The organism is Terricaulis silvestris (genome assembly GCF_009792355.1).
Taxonomy (GTDB): domain Bacteria; phylum Pseudomonadota; class Alphaproteobacteria; order Caulobacterales; family Aquidulcibacteraceae; genus Vitreimonas; species Vitreimonas silvestris.
In genome coordinates this window covers 2,306,388-2,318,284 of the sequence record NZ_CP047045.1, presented here as the reverse complement: position 1 = coordinate 2,318,284, position 11,897 = coordinate 2,306,388, and the positions used below count along the sequence as shown (strand labels likewise).

Annotated in this window: 13 protein-coding genes; 3 read left to right on the top strand and 10 right to left on the bottom strand. The window is 65.2% G+C overall.

Annotated features, from left to right (window positions below):
- Positions 1-36: 36 nt before the first annotated feature.
- The 3 genes from DSM104635_RS11875 to DSM104635_RS11865 are packed head-to-tail and all read left to right on the top strand — an operon-like array spanning position 37 to position 2,596.
- Positions 37-219 (top strand): hypothetical protein, encoded by a 183-nt coding sequence (locus tag DSM104635_RS11875; protein WP_158766403.1) that lies wholly within the window; start codon positions 37-39, stop codon positions 217-219.
- Complete coding sequence (locus tag DSM104635_RS11870; RefSeq protein ID WP_158766402.1) at positions 216-1,340, top strand: OmpA family protein; 1,125 nt, start codon at positions 216-218, stop codon at positions 1,338-1,340. The genes DSM104635_RS11875 and DSM104635_RS11870 overlap by 4 nt, the downstream gene beginning before the upstream one ends.
- Positions 1,340-2,596 carry a helix-hairpin-helix domain-containing protein gene (locus DSM104635_RS11865; RefSeq protein ID WP_158766401.1) on the top strand — a complete coding sequence of 419 codons (1,257 nt, stop codon included), beginning with the start codon at positions 1,340-1,342 and terminating at the stop codon, positions 2,594-2,596. Before DSM104635_RS11870 ends, DSM104635_RS11865 begins: the two co-directional genes overlap by 1 nt.
- A 3-nt stretch (positions 2,597-2,599) precedes the next feature.
- On the opposite strand, the gene DSM104635_RS11860 is transcribed toward DSM104635_RS11865, so the two are convergent.
- The 10 genes from DSM104635_RS11860 to DSM104635_RS11815 all read right to left on the bottom strand — a co-directional run bounded on the left by DSM104635_RS11860 (position 2,600) and on the right by DSM104635_RS11815 (position 11,834).
- Positions 2,600-2,773: a hypothetical protein gene (locus DSM104635_RS11860; RefSeq protein WP_158766400.1), complete on the bottom strand. Its 174-nt coding sequence runs from the start codon at positions 2,771-2,773 to the stop codon at positions 2,600-2,602.
- A 51-nt stretch (positions 2,774-2,824) separates the two neighbouring features.
- Positions 2,825-3,208: a VOC family protein gene (locus DSM104635_RS11855; protein ID WP_158766399.1), complete on the bottom strand. Its 384-nt coding sequence runs from the start codon at positions 3,206-3,208 to the stop codon at positions 2,825-2,827.
- A 63-nt stretch (positions 3,209-3,271) separates the two neighbouring features.
- Complete coding sequence (recQ, locus tag DSM104635_RS11850) at positions 3,272-5,104, bottom strand: DNA helicase RecQ (protein ID WP_158766398.1); 1,833 nt, start codon at positions 5,102-5,104, stop codon at positions 3,272-3,274.
- A 15-nt stretch (positions 5,105-5,119) separates the two neighbouring features.
- Positions 5,120-5,731 carry a class I SAM-dependent methyltransferase gene (locus DSM104635_RS11845; RefSeq protein ID WP_158766397.1) on the bottom strand — a complete coding sequence of 204 codons (612 nt, stop codon included), beginning with the start codon at positions 5,729-5,731 and terminating at the stop codon, positions 5,120-5,122.
- Entirely contained in the window at positions 5,728-6,438 is a 711-nt protein-coding gene (locus tag DSM104635_RS11840) for a lysoplasmalogenase (protein ID WP_158766396.1), read from the bottom strand. The genes DSM104635_RS11845 and DSM104635_RS11840 overlap by 4 nt, the downstream gene beginning before the upstream one ends.
- A complete protein-coding gene (locus tag DSM104635_RS11835) occupies positions 6,429-6,656 on the bottom strand; it encodes a hypothetical protein (RefSeq protein WP_158766395.1) in 228 nt (75 codons plus the stop codon). The genes DSM104635_RS11840 and DSM104635_RS11835 overlap by 10 nt, the downstream gene beginning before the upstream one ends.
- 3 nt (positions 6,657-6,659) lie before the next feature.
- Positions 6,660-8,813, bottom strand: coding sequence for a methylmalonyl-CoA mutase (gene scpA / locus DSM104635_RS11830; RefSeq protein WP_158766394.1), 2,154 nt, complete (start codon positions 8,811-8,813; stop codon positions 6,660-6,662).
- The gene (locus DSM104635_RS11825) at positions 8,810-9,193 is read right to left on the bottom strand and encodes a hypothetical protein (RefSeq protein WP_158766393.1); all 384 of its coding nucleotides are present in this window, start codon (positions 9,191-9,193) and stop codon (positions 8,810-8,812) included. The genes scpA and DSM104635_RS11825 overlap by 4 nt, the downstream gene beginning before the upstream one ends.
- Positions 9,190-9,960, bottom strand: coding sequence for a glycoside hydrolase family 25 protein (locus DSM104635_RS11820; protein WP_228445671.1), 771 nt, complete (start codon positions 9,958-9,960; stop codon positions 9,190-9,192). The genes DSM104635_RS11825 and DSM104635_RS11820 overlap by 4 nt, the downstream gene beginning before the upstream one ends.
- Complete coding sequence (locus DSM104635_RS11815) at positions 9,957-11,834, bottom strand: methylmalonyl-CoA mutase family protein (protein ID WP_158766392.1); 1,878 nt, start codon at positions 11,832-11,834, stop codon at positions 9,957-9,959. The genes DSM104635_RS11820 and DSM104635_RS11815 overlap by 4 nt, the downstream gene beginning before the upstream one ends.
- Positions 11,835-11,897: the final 63 nt, after the last annotated feature.

Sequence of the window (11,897 nt, the reverse complement as noted above, 5' to 3'; positions counted from 1 at the left end):
TTAAGGCGGCAAAGGAATGCGCGTGGCGCGGGAATCATGATCGGGCTCTTCTTTTCCGAAGCGATCCTGTTCGCGGTGGTGGCGCTGCTTGGCTTCGCCATCGGCTGGCGCTTCTTTGCGTTCGTGGCCGCGGAGCGCGATCGCGACGAGGCGCGCGACGTTGAACGCCTGCGCGGCGCACTGAGCGATGCGCAAGTCCGCCGCGCGCGGATCACATGAGCTGGCTTCGCGGCGACGGCGAGCAGCCAGGCCGGCCGCTCTTCATCTTCGGCCTTGCCGGCGCGGGGATCGCGACGCTGCTCGGCATGCTGGCGCCGCATGACGGCGCGGTCTGGCGCGCGCCGACTGTGCTGCGCGAACGCGTGTCGGTGGCGTTGGCTGCGGCTGGGTACCCTGGGCTGGATATTCAGATGCAAGGCCAGCACGCTGTGCTGCACGGGATCGTCGAGGACGAAGCCGATATCGTCACCGCGCGCCGCGCGGCATTGACCGCGGCAGGCGGGGGCGGCCCGTGGGCGGGTGGCGTAACCACGGTGAACGTCGCCGACGTGCAAGTTGGTGCGTTCGAGCGGCCCTACACTTGGAGCGCGCGTCGCGAGGAAGGGCGAATTGTTCTTTCAGGCGCCGCGCCGAGTGAAGCCGCACGCACGGAGCTGATCGCTGCCGCTGGCCAAGCATTTCCGAACGCCGAAGCCGTCAACGACATGCATGTGGCGGGAGGCTCGCCGGCATCTGACTTCACCGCACTGGCGCGAGACGCCGTGCGCTTGCTCGCCGGCCTCAACAGCGGCGAAGCGCGCATCATCGACACGCAGGTCGTGTTCATCGGCGATGGCGGCAGCGAAGCCGTCAACGCCCTCCGGCGCAGGTTTGCTGAACCGCCGCCGCCCTTCCGGTCGCGCTTGGCTGTGACCGTCGACGGCTTGGACGTCGATCATCCCGAGTTGCAGGGGCTCAATCTGGCTTCAGGCGATGCGGAGACGTGTGAGCGCGCGTTCGATCGCATGATGGAGCGCAACGTCATCAACTTCGCGCAAGGGTCGGCCTCGATTGATCCATCGAGCCGCCAAATGCTGAACGGTCTCGCCTCGGTGGCGCTGCGCTGCGATCGGTTCTCCATCGAAGTCGCGGGACATACCGACAATGTCGGCGGGCGCGATCTCAACATGCAATTGTCGCAAGCGCGCGCTGATGCGGTGTCGGCCTATCTCGCGGCACAGGGTGTCGCGCGGTCGCGGCTTCGCGCTCAAGGGTATGGACCCGATCGCCCGCGTGTGAGCAACGCAACGGAAACCGGGCAGGCCGCGAACCGCCGCATTGAGTTCTACGTGAGCAGCTGATGATTTATCTGATCGGCCAATTGTGGGTGTGGTTGTTGCTGACGGCGGTGTCTGCCGGCGTCGCTGGCTGGGCCTTTGCGGCAGAACGCGCGGCGCCGGCGCAACGCGCTTTGCGGCGCGACCGCGAAAATCTGCTGAGCGACCTGATCAGGTTGACCGGTGAGGACGGCGGCGCGCCGAGCGGCATTGTCGAGAACGAGCGCGAGACCGATGCGACGCGGCGCTTGCTGACTATTCGAGACGGGCGCATTGCCGAGCTGGAACGCGCGCTCGAAACGGCGCGCGCGCGCACTGATGATCTAACTGGTGAACTTGCGGAATTGCGTCGTCGAGGGCTTGGCGACGACACCGAGCAAGCCGACGAGTTGCGCCGTCTTCGCGGCCTGGTCGCCGACACCGAGTCCGAACGTGCGCGCACCATCGACGTCGAGGCCGAGGCCGATCCGAACGCAGAGGAAAACGCGGCGCTGCAGCTCTGGCGGTTGCGCTATTTTGAGCAACGCGTGCGCTATCTGGAGACGCAATCGCGTGCTCAGCCTATCGCTGGGCCGGAACCAGACGCGGCCGATCCGTTGCCGGAGTGGCGCGTGCGGGATGCAGAGGCGCGCGCGGCCTACCTCGAAGACGCGCTGCGCGTGGCGCAGGCATCGGCAGAGCCTGCTGAAGTTGCGCCCGAGCCCGCCGCGTCGCCATTTGCTGCTGATGCCGACGTGGACGTGCTGTTGCGGTGGCGCTTGCTCTATCTCGAACGGCGCGTCGCGCACCTGCAGGCGGCGGCCTCGCGCGCGCCGGTCGCGCCGATGCCGTTGCTGGACGCGGCGCCGGATTTCGATCGCTGGAAATGGCGCGCGCGCTATCTGGAATCGCGCGTGCGGCACTTGGAGCAACGTCAGCCGATCAATGTTGAAGTGGTACGCGCGGTGGCTGCGATGGCGGCCGAAGACACGCCACCGCCGCCCGCGCCGGCGCACCGTGGCGTGAAGCCGCCGGTGCTTGGTTCTGCGCGCAATGGCGCGCCGGACGATTTCACGCTGATCGAGGGCGTCAGCTTGCAACAGCAATCGACGCTGTATTCGTTGGGTGTGTTTCACTTCGACCAGATCGCGGCCTGGACGCCGGATCATGTTGCGTGGGTGGACAATTATCTGCGCCTGCGCGGCCGCATCGCTGACCAGGAATGGCTGGAGCAGGCCGACGAGCTTGCGCGCGAAGGCCCGACCGCCGCGCGGCGGGTAAGCGAAGAAGAAGCGCTCTAGCGCTCAGTGCGGCGCGGTTTCGATCCGCACTGTTTCGCGCGTACCATCGCGGCGCTCCACGAACACAACACGATAGTCCGCGCTGGGATAAGCCTTGCTGCCGGTCGCTTTCGCCAACGCGATCTGGCGTTCAGCGCGCTCGCGCAGGGGTACTTCGACGACGTGTTGTTCCGCCATGCTTTTATCTCCTCGTGCGAAGAGAGTGGTGCGCGCCGGAGCGCGGTCAACTTACCCTTTGTAATAAGCGCAGAACTTGTTCCCTTCGGGATCGCGCACGTAAGCGCCGTAGAAGGGCGGATCGCTTTCGCCGCGCACGCCCGGTGCGCCTTCGTCTTTGCCGCCCGCGCTCAGAGCCGCCGCGTGAAACGCTTCGACGGCCGCGCGTGAGGCCGCTTTGAACGCCAGCATCGAGCCGTTGCCGAAGCAGGCTTCTTTGCCGTTCTCCGGTGTGGCCAGGTAAATCTCGAGGCCTTCCTTCTGACCTCCGGGGCCGTAGCCCGCCCAACCGCCGCCTTCGAAGGTGCGCGCATAGCCGAGCGGCTCCAGCGCGGCGTCGAAAAACGCGGTCGAGCGCGCGATATCGTTGGCGCCAATGGTGACGTAGCCGATCATTTGATCCTCCCGCCTGCACTCAATCATAAAGCGCCCGACCCGACAAGAACAAAAGAAGAACAACTAACAACCGGCGATCACCACCGCCAACACTTCTGCGCCGTACTTCTTGAGCTTTGCCTCGCCGATACCGGAGACGCGCCCGAGCGCCACCAGGTCCGCCGGTTTGGCCTGGACGATCCCCGCCAGCGTAGCATCGTGGAAGATCACGTACGGCGGCACGCCGCTGGCGTTCGCCGTTTCGCGCCGCCAGCCCTTAAGCGCCTCGAACAGCTTCGCATCAGCGCCGGCAAATCCTGCCTTCACCGCGTCCTTCGCGCCGCGTGACGCGCGGCGCTCGTCCTTGCTACGCCGCGTCGACTTCGCCGCTTCGCGCATCCGAATGACGCGTTCCTTGCGGAAAATCGCGCGCACCGCTTCGTCATCGCCGATGCAGAGCGTCGGCCGCTCGTCTTCGCCTTCGCTCAAGACGCCTTCGAACAGCAGATGCTCAATCACCCCGCGCCACACCGGCTCTGGCGTATCGGCGCCAATGCCAAACGTCGAGCGCGAGGCATAACGTTCGTCCATGCCGTCGCCGGTGCGACCAATGAGATGGCCAATCACGCGCCCGCGCCCGACGCGCTGATCCATCCGCATCACGGCGGAGATCGCTTTTGACGCCAGCTCCGTTGCATCGATGGACACCGGTGGATCGGTGCAGACATCGCACACGCCGCATGGCTCGGCATTCTCTTCGCCAAAATAGCGCCGCACGCCCATGCGCCGGCAAGTGAGGCCATCGAGAAACGCAAACAGCTGTCGCGCCTTCTTGATCTGCACCGCTTTGACTTGCTCGCTGGCGTTGCCCTGGTTCGCGAACATCACCGCGCGGCGGAGGTCGTTGGCGGAGTAGATGCAAAAGCCTTCGGCCACGTCGCCATCGCGGCCGCCGCGGCCGACTTCTTGCCAGTACGCCTCGATCGACTTCGGCGAATCCGCATGGATGACATAACGCACATTGGGCTTGTCGACGCCCATGCCGAACGCGATGGTCGCCACCATCACCACATCGTCTTCTTCCTGGAAGCGATGCTGGCGCTCTGCGCGAATGCCGGCGTCAAGCCCGGCGTGATAGGCAAGCGCCGGGACCTTGAGCGCCTGCAGGTTGGCAGCGGTCTTCTCCACGTTGTCGCGCGTCGCCGCGTAGATGATGCCGGACTTGCCGCGCCGCTCGCGCACGATGTCGAAGATGCGGTCCTGCGGCTTGGACGGTTTGCGCTCGGCGGCGAGTACCAAGTTGGGACGATCGAAGCTATCAATGAACGCGCGCGCGTCTTCGAGTCTGAGTTGCGCGCGAATGTCGGCCTGCGTCTTGAGGTCGGCCGTCGCGGTGACCGCCATGCGCGGCACGCCGGGAAAGCGCCCGGCAAGTTGCCCGAGCGCGCGATAGTCCGGACGAAAGTCGTGGCCCCATTGGCTGACGCAGTGCGCTTCGTCGATGGCGATCAGCGCGATCGGGCATTGTTCGAGGAAATCAAGGAAGCCTTGCGCGAACAGCCCTTCGGGTGAGACGTACAGAAGATCGAGCGCGCCTTCGCGCGCGGCGTTGAGCGTCTCGCGCCGCGCGTCGGATTGTATCGTGGAGTCCAAACGCGCCGCCGCAACGCCCGCCGTGCGCAATGCCGCGACTTGATCTTGCATCAGCGCGATCAGCGGCGAAACGACAAGCCCAACGCCCGGCCGCAAGATCGCCGGGATCTGATAACAGAAGCTCTTGCCGCCGCCGGTCGGCAGCACCGCCATCACGTCGCGCCCATCGAGCACTTCGCTGATAACGTCCGCCTGCAGCCCGCGAAAATCGCTATGGCCGAACACGCGCTGCAGCGTTTCGCGGGCGGCGGTTAGATCGGCCATGGCCGATCTAACGCATCAGAGGCGCCACACGCCAACGCATTTGTGCGGATCGGTTGGCGCCCCGTCCGGTAGATATTCCGTAGCCGGACCGAGATTGAACGGCGGACGTTCTAGATTCAGTGGACGCCAATCGCCCGTTGTTATGTCGGCGTTGTCCGTGACCGTCGGTGATGTGTTGGCAAGGAACATCGGAATGGCCGACGCACGCCAATGCGCGACAACCGCAAGCGCGTCCTCAAGCGTTAGATGAAAAAGCGCCTCCCGGCAGAGCCACATGTCGGCCGGCGGTGGCGGCGCGGAAACAATGTCAGCCACTCGAAATGTGCGATTGGCCGCGCCGAAACGGCTCTCGGTGTCGGCGATCATCGGCGCCACGATATCGGCGCCGAGATAGTGCGTGCCTTCGGGCATGCGCACGTGCTGCATCCAAACGAAATCGCCACAGGGTGCGTCGTAGAACAAGCGCGGTTGTTCTCGATCGAGCAGCGCCTCGAGTGCAGCGCGCAGCGGCGCCGTGCGCGCAACGCCAGAACCTGGACCGGATCGAGACTCCGTGCCCTGCCACAGATCCTTGCGCCATATACTCGTGAAGATGGCGCTTCGAGTGTCCGAGTCCTCGCCGCTCATGCGTGGGCGCTGGCCGCGGACGGCGCGCGGTGCAATCCAAGCGCGCCGTAATAGATGGCAGCTTGCCCCGCCCAGTAGATCATCCAGCCCGCGAAGCTGCGCCAGAAGGCGAGCGTGGGGTCCGGATCGGGGTGAAGCATGTTCCAGGCGACAAAGCCGTCGGAAATGAAAAACAGCAGCGCCCCCGCCATGGCGAGCCAACGCGCAGCGGGGAGCGTGAACGACGTGATCGCCATCAACGTCAGCACACCGGTGTAAACGCTGAGCGGCGCGAACATGGCGTTGTCGCGCGGCACCAGCAGTGCGGTCATCACGATGCACGCGGCGATGAGCGCCAACGCGGCGAGCAGGCGCGGCGGTTGCTTCAGCGCCGAGACCCCGAGCCCCGCGCGCAGGAACAGCGCGATGTAGAACAGGTGCCCGATCAGGAACGCGAACGCGCCGTAGAGAAACGTATCCGGACTCCACGCCAACAACGCATCGCCCAGCGTGCCAAACAGCAGCCCCGCCGCAAGCAGCCGCGACCGCGCGATGAGCGCGATCAGGCCGAGGAAGACGATGCTCGACGCTTTAAAGATCGTGCCCACCACAAAAGGCGGCGCGCCTTCGTAAAGGCTCGAACCGAATGCGCCGTAGGCGATGGCTAGGATAGCGGAGAGGGCGAGGAAGAACTGCAGGTTCGGCGTCGCGCGCGTAGTCAATTCCATGCCCCCAACAATCCGAAGAAACTCAGCACCGCCAGCAACAATAGGCGAATGCCGAGGCGCTTGTTTCCACTCTCGTCAATAAGTTGCCATCCACCGATCACCAACGGCACGCCACACGCAACAGCAAAGAACACCACCCAGCCAAGGGCGCCGAGATAGAAGCACAACACGAGGAACGCAGCGATGCCGAGCACGCCAGCGTGGATTTTCCAGCTCATGCTCTAATCCCGCCGCGCCGGCTGCGCATACCCTAGCCTCTCGTTCAACGCCCCAAGCAAATTCTGCGCGATATCGGCAATCACGCCGCCCGGCGGGTACACAGCAGCCGCGCCCATCTCTTTCAGCGTGGCGATGTCCTCGGGCGGGATGACGCCGCCGATGACGATCATGATGTCACCACGGCCGCGCTCCACCAGCGCGGCGCGCAGGGCGGGCGTCAGTGTAAGGTGTCCCGCCGCCAGCGAAGACACGCCGACGATATGCACGCCTTTGGCGATGGCTTGCTCGGCCACTTCCTCCGGCGTTGCGAAGAGTGGGCCAATCTCGACTTCGAAGCCAAGGTCGCTGAACGCCGACGCCACAACCTTCTGCCCGCGATCGTGCCCGTCCTGGCCCATCTTGGCGACGAGGATGCGCGGGCGCTTGCCCTCGGCTTCCGCAAACGCCGCCACGCTTTGACGCGCGCGCTCAACGGCGGAGTCGTCGGCGGCTTCGCGCGAGTAAACGCCAGTAACCAGCCGGATCGGCGGCTGGTGACGCGCAAACGCCCGCTCCAACGCCGACGACATTTCCCCAACGGTGGCCTTCGCGCGCGCGGCCTTCACGGCGAGATCGAGCAGATTGCCCTTGGCGCGCGCGCCGGCTTCGAGCGCGTCGAGTGCTGCATTCACTTCCTGCTGCTTCCGCTCCGCCTTCAGCCGCGTCAGCTTCTCCAGCTGCATCGCGCGGACCTTGGCGTTGTCGACCTTCAGGACCGGCACGTCCTCTTCGACATCAAGCTTGAACTTGTTGATACCGACAATGGTCTGGTGCCCCGTATCGATCCGCGCCTGCGTCCGCGCCGCGGCTTCTTCAATGCGCGCCTTCGGCAAGCCCTGGTCGATCGCTTCCGACATGCCACCGAGTTTCTCGACTTCCTCGATGTGCGCCCAAGCCTTTGCCGCGAGATCGGCGGTAAGGCGCTCGACATAGTACGACCCGCCCCACGGATCGGCCGGTCGCGTCACGCCGCCTTCGCTCTGTAGCAGGATCTGCGTGTTGCGGGCGATGCGGGCCGAGAAGTCTGTCGGCAGCGCCAACGCTTCATCCAACGAATTGGTGTGCAGCGATTGCGTACCGCCATACGCCGCCGCCATCGCCTCGACGCACGTGCGCACCGCGTTGTTGTAAACGTCCTGCGCCGTCAGCGACCACCCCGAGGTCTGACAATGCGTGCGCAACGCGCGCGATTTATCGTCCTTCGGATTGAACTCCGCGGTCAGCTTTGCCCAGAGCAGCCGCGCTGCGCGCAGCTTGGCGATCTCCATGAACGGGTTCATGCCGATCGCCCAGAAGAACGAAAGCCGCGGCGCGAACTTGTCGATGTCCAATCCGCCCGCAACGCCGGCGCGAATGTACTCGACGCCATCGGCCAACGTGTAGGCAAGCTCCAGGTCCGCCGTCGCGCCGGCTTCTTGCATGTGATAGCCGCTGATCGAGATCGAGTTGAACTTCGGCATCTCGGTCGCGGTGTAAGCGAAGATGTCCGACACGATCCGCATCGACGGCTTGGGTGGATAGATGAACGTGTTCCGCACCATGAATTCTTTAAGGATGTCGTTCTGGATCGTGCCGCTGAGCTTGGCGTGCGCCACGTTCTGCTCTTCGCCGGCGACGATATAGAGCGCCATGATCGGCAACACCGCGCCGTTCATGGTCATCGACACGCTCATTTGATCGAGCGGAATGCCGCTGAACAGCGTGCGCATGTCGAGAATTGAGTCGATCGCCACGCCCGCCATGCCGACATCGCCAACCACGCGCGGGTGATCTGAGTCGTAACCACGGTGCGTCGCGAGATCGAAGGCGACGGAGAGACCTTTCTGCCCACCAGCTAGATTGCGCCGATAGAACGCGTTAGAATCTTCCGCCGTCGAGAACCCCGCATACTGCCGGATCGTCCACGGCTGCTGCACGTACATCGTCGGATACGGCCCGCGCCCAAACGGCGCCATGCCGGGAAAGCCGTCGACGAAGTCGAGCCCCGCGCGATCGGCCGCCGTGTAGGCGCTCTTCACCGCGATGCCTTCAGGTGTGAGCCAGTCCTCACCGCGCGGCGGTGGCGCTTTCGCGACGTCCGTATCGAGCGAGAGCTTGGAGAAATCAGGCAACGTCACTGCATAGCCTCTTCTTCATGCGGCACGTCCTGTGCGCCGTAATGGCGGAGTAGCGATTGGACGCGGTTTTCCTCTGCAAGTACGGCGAACATCTTGGTCAGGACGAAGTACCCGGTGAACAGCACGGCCATTTCGAGGCCCAGGAGATTGTAGATGTCGTCGAAATCCCAAACTTCGCCGTGAAAGATAATGACCAGGACGACCGCAATCAGGGCGGACGGGATGGCTGAGTATCGACGAACTTTTCGCGCGTATCGAAGGGCGGTGTGGAGTCGGTCGTACGCTTCGCCCCAACGACCGCGCAAATGCTGCGGCTCCGCGCCATCAAGGACGTCAATCCATGCCGCGACCTGGACGCGTGTGGGATTATTGAGGCTCACGAACTCGGTCTCCCGCCAGAGGCAAAAGCCGCCAACGCAGCCGCGTCACCCCGAAACGCATTGAGATCCACCGGCCCTCTGACACCGCGTTTATGCCCGCGGTTGTGGTGTTGCCAGATCACCCAATCGCTCTGACGAAACGCGGGCGGCGCGGCGATGGAGCGGATCCAGAACCGCTCGCCCGTCAACTCGGCCAAGTGCGCGTCATGAAACTCGCGCGTCGTGTAGATGATCGGCCGCGCGCCATAGTGTGCTTCGACCCGATCGAGAAACGTCCGCGCCTCAGTGATCACGTCCGGCATCGTCGGCCCCTCGCGGCAGGGCCCCATGTGTTCGAGATCAAGCGCCGCCGGCAACGCGCCGGGCGCGCGCGGCACGACAGCGATGAAGTTTGCGGCTTGGCGCGCGCCCGGTTGGCAGAGCGTGAAGAAGTGATACGCGCCGCGATAGAGCCCCGCATCGCCAGCGCCGTTCCAGTTCGCCGTGAAGCGCTCATCGACGTGATCGCCGCCTTCGGTGGCCTTGATGTAGGCGAAAGCCACATCGTCGGCGGCGAGCGCGCGCCAGTCGATCGCCCCTTGGTGCCACGAGACATCGACGCCCTGAATGTAACGGCTCGCCCACGGCGTCCACCACCCGCCAACGGCCGCGACAAGCGCGCCGACGAGCATCAATGCGCCAAGGCCGAACGCGATGAGCACCGCCCGCTGACGGCCCCCACGGCCGGTGCGGCAATTGTCGTGCGTGATGATCGGCGGCGCCGTCACAGAGCGATCCTCAGCGCAACGTGCAGCGTTTCGAGTTCCTTGATCGCGTCTTGCCCCGCGAACACGAATTGATCGACGCCAGCCGCACGCCACTTCGCTTCGTTCTCGCCCGGCTTGCCAGCGAGCAGCACCCAATCCGCGCCGGCCGCTTTCAGCCGTTGCGCCGCGTTCTCCGCGTGTTCGGCGTAGCGCGCGTCCGTGCCGGTGATGATCGCGACGCACGCCTTGGTGAGGCGGAGCGCGTCGATCAGCGTTTCCATAGTAGCGTGCGCTTCCTCCGGGCCGATGCTGCCGACGCCGCCAGACGCCAGCAGATTGCGCGACCACTGCGCGCGTGGCGCGAACTCGGCGAGCGTGGCGAGATTGGCGAAGAACACAGCAGGACGCGCGCTGCCGGTCTCCGCGCGACCGCGCAACGCTTCGAACGGCGCGGCCCAGCGGATCGGCGCAAGCGGTGCGAATTTCAGATCAGGCGGGGGTTCAGGCGTCGGCTTTGCCGAGAAAAACGCACGTGGTTCCGTCGCCGGCATGGCGGCATCCAGTAGCGGATAATCGGTCACGCCTGTGATGGTTTCGCGGCGCGTTGCAATTGCACGCTGACGCTCTGTGCGCGCCGTGGCGACCATGTCTTGCGGCAAGCCGGCCTGCAACGCCGCGACGATCCCGCCGCGCGCTTCGATCTGCTGCATGATCGCCCAGGCGTTGTCGGCGAGATCGCGCGTCAGCTTTTCCACAAACCACGATCCGCCGGCGGGATCAGCGACGTGACCGAGCCGGCACTCTTCGAGCAGAACGTGTTGGGTGTTGCGCGCGACGCGGCGCGAAAACGGCGTTGGCAGGCCCAGAGCGTCCGTGAGCGGGTAGGTGGTGATGTCATCGGCGCCGCCGACAGCCGCAGCGAATGCAGCCGTGGAAACGCGCAGAATGTTCGTCCACGCGTCATAGCGGGTCATCATGCGCCGCGACGTGAAGGCGTGGATGTGCGCCGCGCGCGCCGCGGGCGAGGCGCCTGAGGCTTCAAGCACACGCGCCCAGCAGAGACGCAAGGCACGGAGCTTCGCGGCCTCGATCAGTACGTCGGGGCCGACCGCCATGGCAAAGGCAATCGACGCGCCGGCGTCTTCGATGGCGAGACGCTGAACCGTTAGGGCCTCGCTTGTCATCGAGCGCAGATACTCTACGCCGCACGACAACGCGGTGGCGATCTCTTGCGCCTCCGTCCCACCGGCTTCGTGCACTTGGCGCGCGTCGACGCGGATAGCGGTCGCCGCCGGAGTCGTCGCCCGTATTCGCGCAGCGAACAACGCGGCTTCCAGCAAACCGTAACGGTCCATCTCACCGGTGCGCATCAGCGTGCCGATGGGGTCGACATTGTATGCCGTCCCGGGCGCCGCGACGCCTTTGTGCTTGCCGGCGAGCCACTCAGCGGCGCGTTGACCGCCCGCATCGAGCGACACCGGCGCGGCCTCCAGCACAACTCCAGCCAGCACGAGGTCGAAGTCCGCTTCATCGCGGATCGCAACGCCTTTTTTGCCGTGCGGATCGATCACCAGTTCGATCGCGCCGACGCCACCCTGCAAGTCCGCGAGAATTTCATCGTTGGTCCGCGCCGGATCAGGATGCCCAAACGCCTGCCGGATCGTCCACGCGCCTGCGCCAGCGCCGCGCACAAACGGCGCTGCGCCTGGCATGCCGGAGACATCCTCCGCCGTGTGCATGTTCGGCTCGCGATAAAGCGGCTCCAGCGGAATGCCGTCGGCGGTCTTGCCGACGAGCCGCGACCACGCCGCGCCCTTCAGCCCTTGCTCCACCAGGGCGCGCCAGTCGGCTTCGTCGGCCGGCTCGCCCAGCTGCAAGGTCTTGTCGCTGCTCATTTTCGCTCCGGTTGACGCCATGTCAGCATCGACGCGCTTTTTGCGCCAGGGTAACCCTGGTCG

Bases quoted from the DNA above. Each gene is read 5' to 3' on its own strand.
- DSM104635_RS11875 (WP_158766403.1), top strand. From the start codon at position 37: ATGATCGGGCTCTTCTTTTCCGAAGCGATCCTGTTCGCGGTGGTGGCG.
- DSM104635_RS11840 (WP_158766396.1), bottom strand. From the start codon at position 6,438: ATGGAATTGACTACGCGCGCGACGCCGAACCTGCAGTTCTTCCTCGCC.
- DSM104635_RS11815 (WP_158766392.1), bottom strand. From the start codon at position 11,834: ATGAGCAGCGACAAGACCTTGCAGCTGGGCGAGCCGGCCGACGAAGCC.
- DSM104635_RS11835 (WP_158766395.1), bottom strand. From the start codon at position 6,656: ATGAGCTGGAAAATCCACGCTGGCGTGCTCGGCATCGCTGCGTTCCTC.
- DSM104635_RS11855 (WP_158766399.1), bottom strand. From the start codon at position 3,208: ATGATCGGCTACGTCACCATTGGCGCCAACGATATCGCGCGCTCGACC.
- DSM104635_RS11860 (WP_158766400.1), bottom strand. From the start codon at position 2,773: ATGGCGGAACAACACGTCGTCGAAGTACCCCTGCGCGAGCGCGCTGAA.
- DSM104635_RS11845 (WP_158766397.1), bottom strand. From the start codon at position 5,731: ATGAGCGGCGAGGACTCGGACACTCGAAGCGCCATCTTCACGAGTATA.
- DSM104635_RS11870 (WP_158766402.1), top strand. From the start codon at position 216: ATGAGCTGGCTTCGCGGCGACGGCGAGCAGCCAGGCCGGCCGCTCTTC.
- recQ (WP_158766398.1), bottom strand. From the start codon at position 5,104: ATGGCCGATCTAACCGCCGCCCGCGAAACGCTGCAGCGCGTGTTCGGC.
- DSM104635_RS11865 (WP_158766401.1), top strand. From the start codon at position 1,340: ATGATTTATCTGATCGGCCAATTGTGGGTGTGGTTGTTGCTGACGGCG.